At 47.0% G+C, this 16807-nt stretch carries 8 protein-coding genes and 6 tRNA genes; 8 read left to right on the top strand and 6 right to left on the bottom strand.

Going from position 1 to position 16807, the window contains the following annotated elements:
- Nucleotides 1-183: 183 nt before the first annotated feature.
- Complete coding sequence (locus Q4488_RS01340) at nucleotides 184-1914, bottom strand: YcaO-like family protein (RefSeq protein ID WP_303578638.1); 1731 nt, start codon at nucleotides 1912-1914, stop codon at nucleotides 184-186.
- A gap of 279 nt (nucleotides 1915-2193) precedes the next feature.
- On the opposite strand from Q4488_RS01340, the gene Q4488_RS01335 reads away from it, so the two are divergent.
- From Q4488_RS01335 to Q4488_RS01305, 7 genes are all read left to right on the top strand, one after another.
- Nucleotides 2194-2269 (top strand) — tRNA-Asn (locus tag Q4488_RS01335).
- Nucleotides 2270-2294: 25 nt separating this feature from the next.
- Nucleotides 2295-2370 (top strand) — tRNA-Asn (locus Q4488_RS01330).
- 11 nt (nucleotides 2371-2381) lie between these two features.
- Nucleotides 2382-2458 (top strand) — tRNA-Pro (locus Q4488_RS01325).
- An 81-nt stretch (nucleotides 2459-2539) separates the two neighbouring features.
- Nucleotides 2540-2616 (top strand) — tRNA-Pro (locus tag Q4488_RS01320).
- Nucleotides 2617-2675: 59 nt separating this feature from the next.
- Nucleotides 2676-2752: transfer RNA gene (locus Q4488_RS01315), tRNA-Pro, on the top strand.
- Between the two features lie 69 nt (nucleotides 2753-2821).
- A tRNA-Pro gene (locus tag Q4488_RS01310) sits at nucleotides 2822-2898 on the top strand.
- Between the two features lie 570 nt (nucleotides 2899-3468).
- A complete protein-coding gene (locus Q4488_RS01305; protein WP_303578637.1) occupies nucleotides 3469-4602 on the top strand; it encodes a GGDEF domain-containing protein in 1134 nt (377 codons plus the stop codon).
- Nucleotides 4603-4669: 67 nt separating this feature from the next.
- Here Q4488_RS01305 and Q4488_RS01300 read toward each other — a convergent pair whose 3' ends face one another.
- Together Q4488_RS01300 and Q4488_RS01295 are read right to left on the bottom strand one after the other, a co-directional pair.
- Nucleotides 4670-6931, bottom strand: a complete 2262-nt coding sequence (locus Q4488_RS01300) for an EAL domain-containing protein (protein ID WP_303578636.1) — start codon at nucleotides 6929-6931, stop codon at nucleotides 4670-4672.
- A gap of 26 nt (nucleotides 6932-6957) precedes the next feature.
- On the bottom strand, nucleotides 6958-9111 hold the full coding sequence (locus tag Q4488_RS01295) for a DctP family TRAP transporter solute-binding subunit (RefSeq protein ID WP_303578635.1): 2154 nt from the start codon (nucleotides 9109-9111) through the stop codon (nucleotides 6958-6960).
- A gap of 884 nt (nucleotides 9112-9995) precedes the next feature.
- On the opposite strand from Q4488_RS01295, the gene rnr reads away from it, so the two are divergent.
- Complete coding sequence (gene rnr / locus Q4488_RS01290) at nucleotides 9996-12347, top strand: ribonuclease R (RefSeq protein WP_303578634.1); 2352 nt, start codon at nucleotides 9996-9998, stop codon at nucleotides 12345-12347.
- A gap of 125 nt (nucleotides 12348-12472) precedes the next feature.
- Here the strand turns inward: rnr and Q4488_RS01285 are convergent, their stop codons facing one another.
- From Q4488_RS01285 to Q4488_RS01275, 3 genes are read right to left on the bottom strand one after another with little or no spacing between them, the layout of a single operon-like run.
- Nucleotides 12473-14227: a sugar phosphorylase gene (locus tag Q4488_RS01285; RefSeq protein ID WP_303578633.1), complete on the bottom strand. Its 1755-nt coding sequence runs from the start codon at nucleotides 14225-14227 to the stop codon at nucleotides 12473-12475.
- A 1-nt stretch (nucleotide 14228) separates the two neighbouring features.
- Nucleotides 14229-15455, bottom strand: coding sequence for a glycosyl transferase (locus Q4488_RS01280; RefSeq protein ID WP_303578632.1), 1227 nt, complete (start codon nucleotides 15453-15455; stop codon nucleotides 14229-14231).
- Complete coding sequence (locus Q4488_RS01275; RefSeq protein WP_303578630.1) at nucleotides 15448-16344, bottom strand: mannosyl-3-phosphoglycerate phosphatase; 897 nt, start codon at nucleotides 16342-16344, stop codon at nucleotides 15448-15450. Before Q4488_RS01275 ends, Q4488_RS01280 begins: the two co-directional genes overlap by 8 nt.
- Nucleotides 16345-16807 lie beyond the last annotated feature (463 nt).

The following is a 16807-nucleotide window of genomic DNA, read 5'->3' as shown; positions in this document are numbered from 1 at the left end:
AGAAGGGTAAGCAATGTCTCAAACGCGGACGACAAACACCCGTCTGAATAAGGTTAACGATAATAACGGAAATAACCACACTGACCAAGTAGCAAACAAGGCCGTCGCCTATGAGACCGCCAGTTAAAAATCCTATATTTTAAAAATCCTTTTAAATCAGCAAGGTAAATGCTTGATCAATGTTTAATCAGGGATAGCTTTTGCCGCTTGCAAACGCGCATAAAGCGCCAACATGCGACCATGCGCAGTAAACTCCTCAAGCGCAAAGGTTGAGCTTGATAAACAAGCAAAAACGCCATGACCATCAATCATTTCCAATACTCTATTGACACAATCCGCGCCATAGATCTGATTCAGTAGCTGATGATACTGCGCCAACGGACGCTCTTGATCGAGACGAAACATCAAGCACTGATGCAGACAACGGTATAAGCGAGCACGTTCAGCAGGCAAGTCGAGTCGCTGCAGTCCATCGCTCCAGATCAGCGCTTCGCTCAACTCACCTAGATGCAGGTTCAATAAACACTTCAGCTCAGCCACCCGCAGTGACTGCCAAACACTGCCGTTATCCGGCACGATGCCGATGATATCAACGATACGTTGACTGTCATCAAAGCCCGCCTCTTCCAACACAAGCAGCAACCTCTCAACCTGCTGATCATCGAGAGTCGGTAACTTTAACATCAACTGCCGTAAACCATCGCCCACATTTCGATTATCCCGCATCATGACATCCACAGGACGCACTTCAGACATTCCAGGGACAATAATACGACAACAATTAACCCCTAAATGATGATAATCAGCGATATAAATATCCATATCCACTTCATGAATCAGGTGACATAATTGATCGAACTCAGCGTTAGCATCACCGTCGATGTTCCATTCAGTGAAATCATAATCGGTTTCAGTGGCGAACAAATCCCACCCCACCGTACCACTGGCATCAATCAAATGAGCATCCAAATTCTGCTGATCTGCCACGGCAGAAAGATCGAATGAAGGCCATGAGCAACCCGACAGATCATCCAGACTATCAACCGATAATAACGCTAACACTGCTCGTTGAAAGGCTGTTTCAAACTTAGGATGTGCGCCGAAGGCGGCTCGACATCCACCATCAGCCGAGTTAATCAGGGTTACATTGATCAACGGAAATCGGCCACCGAGAGAGGCATCTTTAACCAACACAGTAAAACCATGAGCGCGTAACGCGTCTAAGGTCTCCACTATGGCCGGATAGCGTTGCTGCACTGAGCTGGGAATATCTGGCAAACTAATGCCGGACGAAATAATAGTGTTTTTGATATGCCGCTGGAAAATCTCTGCTAGCGCCTCAACTCGCGCCTCATAAACAGTATCGCCCGCCGCCATACCGTTGCCCACATAGAGGTTGCGGATAATATTAATCGGCATCCAGACTTCATCGCCGGTCAGCTGACGTATAAAAGGGATCGCACAGATTGCGCCATCGCGGTATCCCGTGTGAGCGTCCAGCAACATGCCCGCTTTTAACTCATCATTCACGGTGTAATGTAGCAGCGTCGGCTCGTCCAACAGTCCCTCGGGTAAGCCATCACCCTTAACCGGAAACCAGCGTTCATCGGGATAATAGACGAACGTTTGTGTCGCAATATCCTGCCCAAGAAAATATGGCATGAAAAAGAAGTGACAGCTTAATCGCTCAAAAAAGACTCGTAACGCATCCTTGAGCGCCACCTCCCGCGTGATCCCTTGCCCTTGCGAGCAGAACCAAGGGCAACTTCGATCTCGAAGTTCCACCCGCCAAACATGCACGGCAGGATTGAGCCATCGTACCTCTTCAATATCGAGACCCAATCTCTGTAAGCGGCGACTCATCAGCAATACAGAATCATTAACCGATGCAACGTTCTCAGCAATCGTAGTCATATATAAGAAGGGCCCTTGCTACCCGCATTAGAGTGAAGACAGAAGCTGTGTTAAAACAACGTTTCAGCCACCACGTCTCGGTTATATCGCCTGCTATACCGATCAAGAGATAACAGGTTCAAAAATAATCGTTGCTATTATCGCTCGCTAGACTAAAAAAAGGAAAGCGATAAGCGTCAGGTCGTTATTTAACCACTTAATAAAACAGTAAAATATTTATCTTTCCCACTTGACGCATACCCCCCTCATCATTAATATACGCCGCCACGGTTGAGACGTTCCTTGATAGCTCAGTTGGTAGAGCAGTAGACTGTTAATCTATTGGTCGCTGGTTCGAGTCCAGCTCGAGGAGCCAACCTTTTAACCGTACTGAATGACATTCCTCGATAGCTCAGTTGGTAGAGCAGTAGACTGTTAATCTATTGGTCGCTGGTTCGAGTCCAGCTCGAGGAGCCATTCACTCAGAACGGGGCATAGCGCAGCCTGGTAGCGCATCTGGTTTGGGACCAGAGGGTCGTAGGTTCGAATCCTGCTGCCCCGACCACTTCAAGTTATCCTAAAACTTTGAGTGGTTAGTTTCTGAAACACGCTTGAACTTTCGTGTATAAATATTGTTCTTTATCGTCGGGGCATAGCGCAGCCTGGTAGCGCATCTGGTTTGGGACCAGAGGGTCGTAGGTTCGAATCCTGCTGCCCCGACCATTTTAGTTTTATGTACATGTTTTAAGTTATAGCGTATCTACCTAGATACAACCCTTCGTCGGGGCATAGCGCAGCCTGGTAGCGCATCTGGTTTGGGACCAGAGGGTCGTAGGTTCGAATCCTGCTGCCCCGACCACTATATTTAAAGTACATAGAAACTAAATACATTAAGTTATACTGTATCTACCCAGATACAACCCTTCGTCGGGGCATAGCGCAGCCTGGTAGCGCATCTGGTTTGGGACCAGAGGGTCGTAGGTTCGAATCCTGCTGCCCCGACCAATTAATTAAAGCCGCACGTATCTGTGTATCGAATATGGCAACTTTCTGATAAGGCCATAAGTTAAGTTTAATTCGTATAACACAAACACATTCAAAGATTGACAGCATCAGCCCTATTTCGCTTCAACCTCTGCGACTCAATCAGCATGACCCTTCGAGTTTTGAATACGGCACTAATGGCAGCACCTTCCTAAGTTGATTCCCTATTTTCAGCAACTCCCCTTCGCTGAACCATAACGAAACTATTTCGTTATTCACCGGGGTATACATTATTGACTGTTTTATCCTGTAGACAGCTACCCCGGATTTTTCTTTCCCCTACTTAACTCGCTCCCTCACCTCTGAATCCGAGCGCACTCACTGCGGTAAGTTTAGGTACGCTCACGACTCATTAAAAATAAGAATTATTCTTATATGAATACCTGCTTCAACAGGGGATATTCTAATCACGTTAAAAGTATTATCGCTTACCATAATCGTCAGTCAGCAAGCATTTAAAATACTCAAACCGCTTTATCAAGCATCACTGATCGATACGCCGTATAAAAAAGCGCCCACAAGAGAAAAGCAATGACGACTGAGCAAGCATACTTCCTGACTGTTGCATTGATAAACTTAGTATTCGCCTTTTCAGGCACAAGAATTCAAGACCCTGCTAACAAGCCAAAATCAATTCACTTCTTTATCATTGCCTTTTCAGCGAACTTTCTCAGTTGGTTTTTATATGTCTTTGATATCAATACGGCTTTAAAAATAGTCTCTGCAGTTTTCGCTTCTATTTTCATCTGGGGCATGGTTGTTTTCAGCTATCGTCGCTGCGAATACCCATTACCGTGGCGGCTTATATCGAGCCTTTTTTTGCTCAACTGCCTCGCCTTAGGTTACTTTACCTATCTCAATGAGTTTTATGCGACCTTACATGTTAGCGGCCTGTTTGTTCCTTTAGCCTATGGCATCATGAGTTACTTGTTTTTGAATCTCAAACAACAGAGAAGCCCGTCAGACATCATTCTTGCTTATGCCTTTGCATGCATGGCCTTAATCGTTTTTGCTCGCTCCCTCATACTCGATTTCTCAACCGACTTCTTTAGCGCCACGGTAATATCTTCGCAAATAATCTGGCCTGCTTTCAGCGTCATCAGCGGCGTTTTTGCCTTGCTAAGCTTTACCGAAGAGGCTCAACTGAAGTTAAAGCAAGAATCCAATACGGATCAACTAACCGGCCTGAGCAATCGACGTTGCATGAATACCACACTCAACAATGAATGGGCCAGAGCGATTCGCTATCAAAGACCCTTAGCGCTCATCATGCTGGATGTGGATTTTTTTAAAAGCTATAACGATTATTATGGTCATCAGGCTGGCGATGACTGTCTAAAAGACATCGCTCAAGCTTTGCGTCAAACGGCTCAACGCGCTGGAGATATGACAGTACGCTATGGTGGTGAAGAGTTCTTACTCATTTTGCCCGATACGGATAACCTCAGCGCTAAACATCTAGCCGAGCATATCTGTAGCTCAATTGCTCAGCTCAACATACCTCATCAACACTCGCCGCTGAAATTCATCACCATCAGTGCCGGCATTGCCGTGCTAAACAAACAGAACTACAACAGCATCACCGAATTACTGAAAGCCGCCGACACTGCGCTGTATGCAGCCAAGCAGAATGGCCGCAATCAGGTTCGACTGACGCAGCACTAAACAAACCGATATAAACAGTAATCACGGCCTAGCCCTTGTGAAGCTGAGACACGGCTTGAATGGCCACTCAACCTACTGCGGTATCCATAGCGCCTTCAAGTAACAAGCGCACCTGAGCGGCAGCGACCGGCTTGCTAAACAGATAACCCTGCCCCTCATGGCAATCGTTGCTTAGCAGAAACTGACGATGCGCCTCGGTCTCAACACCTTCAGCAATCACATCCAATTTCAAACTTTTAGACAGCGAAATAATCGCACGTGTCAGCTCTACATCATCATGATCATCGGGTAAATCTGAGACAAATGAACGATCAATTTTAATCTTATTAACGGGAAACTTTTTCAGATAAGCAAGTGATGAAAAGCCTGTGCCAAAGTCATCGATGGCCAAACCGACCCCCAATGAGCTTAACTGCTTCAGCGCAATCACCGTCTGCTCAGGCTTCAGCATGGCTTGCGTTTCCGTCACCTCAAACATAACCGTTGCCGCATCAAGCTCATATTCAGACAGACAGGCTTTTACAAACTCAATAAAATCCCCTTGATCTAATTGAATCATGGACAGATTCATCGACAAAATCCCCGGCGCCAAACCCGCAACGATCCAAGCTCGAAACTCGCTCATCGCTAACCGCATCATCAGCCGATCGACATCAATGATCATGCCTGTTTCTTCCGCCAGCGGTATAAAACTATCTGGAAATAACAAACCGTGATCGGGATGCTGCCAGCGAATCAATGCCTCCATACCGATCATGCGCGCCGTAGCAAGCTGATATTGTGGCTGAAAATAAACCACAAACTGATGCCCATTGATCGCTTGCCGAAGCTGCTGTTCTAGCTTGATGCGCTCGATAATGATGTCGGTCAGCTCCGGCTTATAAAGTCGATAAGCATTGCGCCCATCGGCCTTAGCTTTATACATCGCTGCATCCGCATTTTTTAACAACGTATCGACATCATCGCCATCTACTGGGTAGACCGAGACGCCGATACTACAGGTCAGATAAAAGGTATACCGATCAAAGGATATTGGGGATTCAAACAACGCCAGTATTTTTTCAGTCACCCGAAAAACATCGGTTTCATGCGCGACATCGTTAACCAAGACGGTAAACTCATCGCCGCCCATTCGAGCAACCGAATCACCTTCGCGAATCCCGCCCTCTATTTTTTCAGCCACAATCTGAATTAATTGATCACCTACGGTATGCCCATAGGAGTCGTTAACCTCCTTAAAGCGGTCCAAATCAATAAACAGTACCGCAAACATGCCCTCATGGCGGCGACATAACTTAATCGCACTTTGAACACGATCAATAAACAGCACACGATTGGGCAGCTCCGTCAAAGAATCATGCTCGGCCTGATGTTCAAGCAACAATGTGCGTTTATCAAACGCTTCTGCCAAGCCTTCGACCTCATCACCACTTCCCAGCGGACTACAGCGAACATCCTGTCCCTCATGCGCTTGTTTCACCCGTGAGGAAAGCTCTAAAATCGGTCGTGTTATTCGAATCCCTGTCCACCTCGAAATCAGCAAACTTACAAATAACAGCAACACACCCACCGTCAGCAGCACGCTCATGGCTTCCCTGACAGGCGCGTTATAGATAACTTCAGGTAAGCCTACTTCAAGCACAATACCCAATTGGGAGAAATAAGGCAGCTCACTACCCACCTCGTGAAGATATGAACGATAACGTATTTCCTCATGGTAATTATCAGAGAAAATGACCACATTATCTTTCAGCAGCCGAATATAGTTTTGCGTATCAGAGATCATATTCTTGGAAAGAATGGCGTCCAAGTCGAAACCAATGATCAAGGCACCTTGAGTGGTTGAGTAATACTCTATTGGCGTAATAACGGTTAGCACCTGATTATCATCAATAAACACCGACGTTTGATTCAATGCTAAGGCAACCCTCAAATGCTCCGAACGGTTGTACTGCAGCACACGATCACCTGAATGGAACATGGGGTAGCCATTAAAATCGACAACATTCAGGTACAGTACGTCTTTCCCCTTCATGAAATTAGACAGCAGCGGAGCCAAATACGCTTCTCGCCCCTCGCTATCAATGAGCGCATTAACCATCAATTCATTGGTTGCGAGTAATTCACTATTTTCAACTAAATAACTCAGTCGCTGCTCTATTGAAAGATTCAATGCCGAAGCATGACTGACAAACAATCTCTCGGTCTGCGTACCTAGCTGCTTGTTCACTAAAAACAGTGAAACAATCAACAATGTCACCAGTACTAACACCAATTGGCTGGTGACCAAAAAAATCACTTTCTGTTTAATACTTCTAAATTTAAACAAAACTTTGACGCTCCTCAGCAACAACTTCAACGTAGCGGAATAATTTGACCATCATCATTAAAACGCGCCATAAAAAAGTCTGCTGTGGTCAGCGCATCATGGTTGGTTTCACTGAATGCAGGCATATAACGCTTCACAACCCCCTCATAGGACGGTAATTGCTCCAGCGCCTTGATAATCACAACGCCATCAGTGCTTCCGGACTGTTCAATCGCTAAGGCTAATAACTGAACGACATCATAGGCTTGGGCAACCGCATGTGGCGAACAAACCGACTCGATGGGCGCCAAGCCAAACGCATCGATATACGCCCGCCGTAATGCCTCCGATTGTGATCGATGTGACTGAGCAAAGCTAAAGGTCTGAAAAATGCTTAGGTTAGCGTCGGCAAATGTTTTACGGGCGCTTTTTTCAAGCCCTCCCAGAATTCCCCAATGCGAGAGGATCGGAAAATCGTGGCGACGTTTGAGCAGTTCGGAAATGATGACCTGACCCTCATTGGCATTCGCCACTAGGATGAGACTATCTGCCCCAGATTTAAATATTGTCTCCAGTGCTTCTCGATAGCTAGACTGCCCTCTATTGAACACAATCTCTGTCGCGGGTAAAACCTCTTTGGAGGCTAGGTAGGCCCGCATATTGTTCAAATTATCACGACCCCATTGGGTATTTTCAACCAACAATGCGGGCTTTTTATATTTTTTGATCGCATGCGCCGCAATAAACTCAGACGCGGATTTATCATTCGCCGACAGCCTGAAGACATTGTCATTAAGCAACGCATTGTTAGTGAGCTTTTCTGCCGTAGCCCAGGGAATCAAATAGGGCATATGCGACGGCCCAATTAGCGGCAAATCCTTATCGACAATCACTGAATGCTTTCCACCGACAATAGCCACAACATCGGGGCGCTGCATAAAATAGTTCATATTCTCGTTACTGAGGCGGGATACCGTATTATGGCTTCTCACCAGTACATGTAGCGGCTTAGCCAACAGCCCTCCGCGCTGATTGATATCCTTGACGGCCAGTTGCACCCCCCGCTTAATGGCCAAGCCGGAACACGCCCCTGCCGCTAAGTTAACATTCAGGCCGATAACATAGTGATCGTTAGCATTGGCGTCGGGGCCATACTTATCGAACAGCAATGACTCCGTTTTGGAGATAATCTCAGCGCCAATAACCCCTTCAAACTGAGAGATCAATTTGGTCGTTTTGGCGGCAAACGCCGCGCGTTGTTCTGAGCTAAGAGTATGAACCTGTACCCCTGACGCCTTGATACGTTCGAGTAGCTCTGTTTCTCGGCTGTGAGTTGCCATGCGCTCCCAAGGCGTCACTTCACGGGCCGTTTCGAGCAGTACTCTTTGCACCTCGAAAGGCAGCTTATTCATCGTCATCCGGCTGACAGACAGCACATAACCAAGAAATGCATGATTACTCAATACCAGATCACTTTGAACCTCGTGCAGCCCCATACTGTAAATGGCGATCAATGGATTTTCTTGACCATCGATCACACCATCAGCCAGCGCTTGTTTTGTCTTATGAAAATCGATAGGGATGGGCTCTGCGGCAAACGCTTTGAACTGCTCCATGATCATTCGGCTTTTCATCACGCGAATCTTTGTATCGCGAAAATCTTCTGGCGACAGAAAAGCCCGATTGCCGGTGAAGTGCTTAAAACCATTTTCCCAAAATGCCATGCCATACAGACCGATCGAATTCAAATCCCTGAGTAGCATCGCCCCCGGCTCACCGTCTAACATCGCATAAGCATCGGCTCTTGAAGGAAATAGAAAAGGCAGGTCCGCATACTGCATCGATGGCACCGCCACACTCATCTTGGCTGTCGGTGTCAGAATAATATCCAACTCACCTTGACGTGCCATCTCAACCATTTGATGATCATTGCCAAGCTGCTGCGCCGGATAGACGTCAATAACAACATGGCCTTCTGTCTTATCATTCACGATGTGCGCAAACCGCATCGCCGCTTCATGTAACGCACTGTCTTGCGGGGTGTTATGACCAAAGCGCAGCACAATCGCTTCAGGCTTATTGCCATCAACCCGAGCCTTAATCTGAGCACTCACCGCTTGCGGCTCGTCCGCCGAGAAAATAAAAAAAATCAATGCCGCAAACGCGATAACAATGCTGCAAATGAACAGGTAAACTCTCATAATCTATTTCGTAAGACCTCTCGTAAAACCTCAGCAGTGATATCACTGCGTGTACCCCTTTACAAAACCCCCACATAGTAAATGGGTTTGACTGGGTTAACTAGCAGAAATACGAGAAGATTACTCAGAATCAAAACTATCCGTGATATTTCTCCTCGAGCAGTGCTCTAGCAGATAAAAATTGATTAATTATCATCACCCTGATAGTCATTATCACTAAGCACATCTTCGTTCTTATTAACCACAAGCATTGACAACGAGCAGCAACACTATATAGTGGCTTTAGCTTAAAAAAAGTCTATTTTTTAACCATTTGCTGTCGTTGTATTACTATCGTTATTTTACTTAAGTATTCTCGTCCCTCTGTTTTAAATTCAAGTCTTATTTTTTCGCTACCTAGGCATACCTGTCCTGCATTTAAGTATCTGCAGCGCTGCTACCACTGCGCTGAGTCAACCTTGAATACTGTCATTTGAAGCATTAGGGCAGAGACGTCCGATGTGGTATTCACTCAAGAAACAAGGCGACCACGCCTGTGAGTGCCACTGATGTGTTATCCAGCTAGCGGACTGACAGGTCCGCAGATAAAATTAAGCCTTTATAAAGCCATGCTGAATGCACAACATTGTAATACATAGCTTGTCATCTATTAGAGATAGACTCTAGCGAGCCTGTGGATGATTTTTTTTGGTTTTCAGGCGACAGTTGTAACACTTAGGTTGCAACCCAGCGCTAACTATTCGGCTATACAGAGCCGTTCTGAACACCAAGCCAATTTAATTCACTCAACCAAAGTGAGTGATACCAACGCTAGGTTGCCGATCATAGCTGAGTAAGTACGAGGCGATTCGGGACCATCAAGCGCTGGTTTATTTGAGAAAAGAATGAGTAATACTATTAAAACTGCCATCAACGCCGAAGATTTTGAAAAATATAGCAACCCAATTCCGAGTCGGGAATACATCATGGCGTTGTTTGATGAACCGGGAAAATACCTAAACCGAGAACAGCTAGGCAAAACCCTTAAGCTATTTGAAGATGAAGAAAAAGAAGCCTTGCGCCGTCGCTTGCGGGCGATGGAACGTGATGGACAATTGAATTTTGATCCGCGCAAAGGCTATAGCTTACTGACACAAGATGACCTGATTGAAGGCACCGTCATCGGTCATGCCGATGGTTTTGGCTTCCTCTCACTCGATGGCCCCGGAGACGATCTATATCTGCATGAAAAACAGATGCTCAAAGCCTTTCCCGGTGACCGAGTACAGGCCCGCATCAGCGGTGTCGATCGACGTGGTCGTCAGGAAGCCCAAATTATAAAAGTACTCGAGCAAAATATGACGCAAGTCGTTGGTCGTTTACGTGTCGATGATGGCGAATACTTCTTACAGCCTGAAAATAGCCGTATGCGTAACGAGATCGATATTCCCGATGATCAGCTAAACGGTGCTGAGGCAGGTCAATATGTCACGGTTGAAATCACTGAATACCCCTGTAATCGTTTCAATGCTGAGGGCAAGGTGGTCGAACTATTGGGCGACTCGATGGCCCCAGGCATGGAAATTGATGTTGCCATTCGCAACCACGATATCCCGCATAAGTGGCCTCAAGATGCACTTAACGCAGCCGAAGCCTTGGGTGATGAAGTCAATGCAGCAGACAAGCAACACCGCGCCGATCTACGCTCGCTTCCCTTCGTTACCATCGATGGTGAAGATGCGCGCGATTTTGATGATGCAGTCTACTGTGAAAAACGTAAATCCGGTGGCTGGCGTTTGTTTGTCGCCATTGCCGATGTTTCACATTATGTGGTACCGGGCAGCCCGCTGGATATTGAAGCTGCCGAGCGAGGCACCTCGGTTTACTTCCCCGGTCACGTTGTTCCCATGCTACCTGAAGCGCTATCAAACGGCTTGTGCTCACTGAACCCTCATGTCGATCGACTGGTGATGGTGTGCGAAATGTCGATCAATAACGCCGGTAAGATGACGAGCTATACCTTTTCGGAAGGGATTATTCATTCCCATGCCCGCCTGACCTACACTCAGGTCGGCGCGTTGGTATCGGCGGCGGAAACTCACCTCGGAAAACAGGTCGCTCAACAGCATGCGGAGGTAGTGCCGCACCTGCACGCCTTGCATCAGCTCTATGCGGTACTGAGAAAAGCGCGAACTAAGCGCGGCTCAATCGACTTTGAAAAGCAGGAAGTGCAGTTCAAATTTACCGAAGACCGTAAAATCGATAGGATTGTCCCAGTCGAGCGTAACGATGCGCACAAGATGATCGAAGAATTTATGCTCTGTGCCAACGTGGCCACCGCGCAGTTCCTTGAAAAAGTAAAATTACCCGCCCTCTACCGTATTCATGAAGGCCCCGTCGAGAAGAAACTGACCAATTTACGCGCCTTCCTCAGTGAAAGAGGCCTAAACCTAGCCGGTGGCGAAAAACCAACACCGGCGCACTATGATCGGCTACTGAAAAGTCTCGGCGATCGCCCTGACGCGCAGATTATTCGTACTATGATGCTACGCTCACTGAGTCAAGCGGAGTATAGCTCGGATAATCAAGGTCATTTCGGGCTGGCTTATCCGGCTTATGCTCACTTTACCTCGCCGATTCGTCGTTACCCTGATTTGCTGGTGCATCGCGCGATTCGCTCGGTGATTCGCCGTAGTCAAGGCGGCAGTGTGCTCCGTCGGACACTGCAAAAAATCACCGGCAGCAACGCTGATTCAGTCCATCGCGTCAAAAGTGCGACGCCGCTGGATCAAGCGAAAAGCTACCCTTATGATCTCTCTGCGATGAAAAACTTAGCCGAGCATTGTTCACTGGTATCGCGACGTGCCGATAAAGCAGGCTGGGATGTTGAAGCTTGGTTGAAATGTGAATATATGCAAGATCATGTGGGTGATGTGTTTAGCGGCGTGATCAGTAGCGTGACCAATTTCGGTCTCTTTATTGAACTCGATGATACGCAAGTTGAAGGTCTGGTACATGTCACGGCCCTGAACAACGATTACTATCAGTTCGATGCGGCTCAACAGCGACTTGTCGGCGAACGTACTCGGGCTAGCTTTGCTATTGGCGATAAAATCGATATCCGTGTGGTACGGGTCGATATGGATCAGCGTAAGATCGAATTTGAACTGGCCTACAAGGATGATGCACAAGCATCGACTAAACCGAAAGCACGCAAAGGCCGCGGCAAAGGTAGCCGCAAATATAGCAAAAAGTAAGCGTCAATGAGGAAGCCTGAGTCAGGCTTCCTCATCTCATCCTCAACAACGCCTTCAGTTAGACATCACTGCGCAATGCGCTGACGACCCCTTCAGCATCAACCGTCGGCGTCATCAGCTCTGCATTACCGGTTTGCTAACCACACGCTCTGATACGGCGCTAACTCGAGTGTCGCCAAGAGATCGGTATAATGCTGACCGCTAAGTAGATCCGACCAATCCTGCGTACTAATTAGATTAAGATCCGATAACGATAAGCTAGCCGGTGCAGCGCTGATATTATTTAAGCAAAATATATTCTGAGTCCGATCGATACTCTGACGCCAAAAACCAAATATTTGCTCTCCTAAGTGCAACGTGAACTGAGTCGCATTAGGATGAAACGCTTGCTGCTGACGACGAATAGCAATTAAATGTTTTAGCGCACTAAATACACGCGAGTGATGACTGGTTTCATCGGCTAATAACGCTTCTAGCTCAGGATAATCCCACTGATGACGATTAATAGAACGACTGTGACCGGTCCTTTTCACTCGTTCATGATCGTTCAAAGTACCGAGTAAACTGTGCAGGTAGATGCCCGGAATACCTTCCAAGGCCAACATGATACTGTGAGCACAAATAAAGCGTGCCTCTCCCCAGCCATCTTTACCCTCAAGCGTGCCCTGCAATGCCTCAAACAAGGCAATATTAATTTCGTAAGGTTTTTTACCACCATCATCGAGAGTTCGCCAGGAGACATGTCCTCCCAGATTTTGCATCGCTTCGATCATCAGATCAACTTCACTATCGGGTAGAATTCCCTCCACCGGTCGTAAGCCAATACCATCATGCGAGGCGATGAAATTAAAGAACGAGGTACCATCCTGTGCCGGAGGCATACTCATCATCCACTGTTTAAGGTAGAAGTTCTGTCCGGTTATTAAGGCATGTAACAACAGCGGAGGTAGCGAAAAGTTATACACACAATGCGCTTCATTGGCATTACCAAAATAGGAAAGGTTCTCGCGACTAGGAATATTGGTCTCGGTGATTATCATCGCCGTCGGACACGCGTATTCAATCAGGGTTCGCAACAGGCGAACCACTTCGTGAGTCTGATCGAGATTAAGACATCGGCTCCCTGCTTCTTTCCATAGAAAAGCAATCGCATCTAAGCGAAAAATATTCACTCCCTGATCGAGATAGAAACGAATGATTTGCACAAACTCTTTTAATACCGCGGTGTTACGAAAATCAAAATCGACCTGATCATGGCTAAAGGTACACCAGACGTACTTCACTCCATCAGCCGTTTCAACCTCACGCAACAGCGGACTGGTACGCGGCCGAACAACCTGCGAAAGATCATCATCGAGGCTGGCCGTGAAATAGTAATCATGGCCGACGCCTTCCCCTTTAACGAAGTTGTTAAACCACGTACTTTGACTCGATCCATGATTGATCACCAGATCAGACATGAATCGGTATTCCGCCGATAACCGCTGAATATCTTGCCACTCACCCACGCTATCGCGTACCTGATAGTAATCGCTTACAGCAAAGCCATCATCGGAACTGTATGGAAAAAACGGCAGCACATGAACGCCGCTAATCACGCCATCGCACTGCTCATTAAGAAAGTGATGCAAGGTGCTCATCGCCCGCTCATCCGCACGCTGCAAGCTATCACCGTAAGTAATCATGATGATATCTTGCTGACTCCAGTGATTTTGATACGGCGTCGGTAGCTGCTCAACGCTGCCTAGTCGCATAATCGAAATCAGATCGGATAACAGTTGAGTTATTTCCTCTTGCTCAAAGGAACAATAGATATTTTGCAGATGATTTTCGATCTGACTGGCTAACTGAGCACTGGCACTATTAAACACACTATCCATGTTATTCCGCCATAAACTCTTGATGATCTAACTCAACCGCTTCAATCAAACGATCAAACACATCTGGCATCGCACTGGACACTCGACTCCAACTCGGAATAAAAGGCGTTTCCATGGGGTTGCACAAAAATTGCTCGCCCGCGGTAATAATATTACGTGAGAACATCTCTACCGCCATCTCTTCAGCATGAATATCCAACTGCAGACCATTCATCATGGCATCATTGTGATAGGTTTCAACGAAATCTAGGGCGATACGATAATAGGTCGCTTTCACTGAACGGAACGTTTCGGTGTTGAAGGTATGCCCCTGAGTCGCCAGCTTACGGAATAATGACTTAGTAATATCGATCGACATCTTCGATAAGCCCGCCTGCATATCATCCAGCGACAGATCCTGATGTTTATGATCGTACTGATCGGCAATATCCACCTGACAGAGTCGATTATTGGCATAGTTACGATGCATCTCTGATAGCACGCCGATCTCTAGCCCCCAATCACTGGGAATGCGAATATCCGTCAACACGTCTCGACGAAAAGAAAACTCACCCGCTAACGGATAACGAAAACTATCGAGAAATTGCAGGTATTCAATTTCACCGAAGACTTTCTTCAGCGCGCGTAATAGCGGTGTCACCAGTAAGCGACTGACACGGCCATTAATCTTGCCATCAGACACCCGAGCATAGAAGCCTTTACAAAACTCATAGTTAAACTGAGGATTCGCCACCGGATAAATCAAGCGAGCTAACATCTCTCGATTGTAAGTAGTGACATCACAATCATGTAATGCCACCGACTCCGCCCGCCCAGTCGCCAAAATATAACCCATGCAATACCAGACGTTACGCCCCTTGCCAGCTTCTTTAGGTGCCAGTTTCAACGCTTGTAGCTCGGCATCCAACGCCCGTAACCGTGGGCCATCATTCCAGAGAATACGATGATGTTGAGGTAATTTACTGAAAAACTGACGCGCAAAACGAAACTGATCTGCATCAGCTCGATCCAACCCGATAACCACCTCTGACAGGTAAGGCACCTGACTAATCTCATCGATAATATGACTCAGCGCCGGCCCTTCAAGCTCAGAAAACAATGAGGGTAGAATCAATGCCAGAGGTCGTTTACGACCGAAACGTACAAGTTCAGCTTCTACCTCTTCAATCGGTCGGTCCGCCAGATGATGCAACGTCGTAATAATGCCATTCTGATAAAAATCACCCATTAACATGACTCCTTAGCTTCTTCCGAAGGTATTCAATTAAATTCATCTCTATCGGCCGTTCAGAGGCGCCTAAAAACCAACTGACGCCCTCAACCCACCCCTCAGGGCCGGTTTGCTGAGTGCGATAGATATTATTATGTTCGATCACTGGCGGCTCATGTACCGGTGAACGAATGATCACCGCACAGTTAGCCACCTGTAACATATCCACATCGTTCTCCCCATCACCCACGGCAATCGTCAAACACCGACGCTCTTCCATCAACGATGATGTGACGCTTTGATATTGTTGATAGAGCCATTGCAACGCCTTACCTTTATTACAAGCGCCCGTCACATGTAGAAATCGCCCTCCTTGAAGTACCGTCGCGCCCGCCGCTCTGAGTCGTGCGACAAAGAGAGATTTACGCTGTTCAGAACCTCGCCACTTAACCGGCTCGCTAAATTCACGCGTATTCGCCAATCGAGCGGCCTCTGCTGATAACCCCGTAGACGCACAGATGCCGTCTACCCCTAACGCTGTGAAGGTTTCAAATTCGCCCTCAAATTCATCGCTTTGCTGGGCCAACAAGTCGAGCCAATAGTCACGCGGTTTAGAAAATTGGGCGCAATAAAAGCCATCGACTTCGATACACTCGCTGGGCGGAACATCAAAGTATTCAGCAGGCATAAACACCGCCGCACCATTTTCAACGATAAACGGCTCATCGCTATCTAATTCCCCACGTAGCACCGATAATTCGGCGCGCGTTTTACTCGTCACCGGAATAACCGGCACGTGAGTCTGTTTTAATAACGCCAATAATGGCTTCGCTTGATCAAAGCGATAGGTGTAATGATCGAGTAGTGAGCCATCGAGATCGGTAAAAACCAGAATCTTCGCTCTCATCTCATCTCTCCCTTAATCACGAACAGTGCAGGCATATCTAAGCGCCTCAAAAGCGCACCAAGATAGGGCAAACAACGCTTATTTAAGCAAAATACGGTCTTCATACTCAGACTACTGCAGGAACCATACCGATTTATAAAAACTTAAGTCTAGCCCACTATAATCTCAAGTATCTCAACACCTTGAGTACCCATGAAGTTGAATATCAAACGTCCCATAGGCTTCGAATCAGTCTTCTCACTCAGTGAAACCGGCGCTTGTCATCCACCCTCAGCTTGGCGGCATAGGCAAGAGCGATCAAGCTAGTTTATTGCCCAAGCTCACATTGAGCTGCAGATCAACCCGTTCAACCACCGCCAACTCAACCTAAAAACATAGCTGACGTGAGTCATGTTGAGTGTCAATATCACAACGCGTTGCATCATCCAGAATGGGGCAACGACAGGCACAGATGAAGCGTCAA

The organism is Amphritea sp. 1_MG-2023 (assembly GCF_030547545.1).
Taxonomy (GTDB): Bacteria; Pseudomonadota; Gammaproteobacteria; order Pseudomonadales; family Balneatricaceae; genus Amphritea.
The sequence above is the reverse complement of the archived record's forward strand: the minus strand, read 5'-3'. Positions and strand labels throughout refer to the sequence as shown.

Excerpts from the sequence above, each read along its gene's own strand:
- Q4488_RS01340 (WP_303578638.1), bottom strand. The coding sequence starts at position 1,914 with ATGACTACGATTGCTGAGAACGTTGCATCGGTTAATGATTCTGTATTG.
- Q4488_RS01305 (WP_303578637.1), top strand. The coding sequence starts at position 3,469 with ATGACGACTGAGCAAGCATACTTCCTGACTGTTGCATTGATAAACTTA.
- Q4488_RS01295 (WP_303578635.1), bottom strand. The coding sequence starts at position 9,111 with ATGAGAGTTTACCTGTTCATTTGCAGCATTGTTATCGCGTTTGCGGCA.
- rnr (WP_303578634.1), top strand. The coding sequence starts at position 9,996 with ATGAGTAATACTATTAAAACTGCCATCAACGCCGAAGATTTTGAAAAA.
- Q4488_RS01285 (WP_303578633.1), bottom strand. The coding sequence starts at position 14,227 with ATGGATAGTGTGTTTAATAGTGCCAGTGCTCAGTTAGCCAGTCAGATC.
- Q4488_RS01280 (WP_303578632.1), bottom strand. The coding sequence starts at position 15,455 with ATGGGTGATTTTTATCAGAATGGCATTATTACGACGTTGCATCATCTG.
- Q4488_RS01275 (WP_303578630.1), bottom strand. The coding sequence starts at position 16,344 with ATGAGAGCGAAGATTCTGGTTTTTACCGATCTCGATGGCTCACTACTC.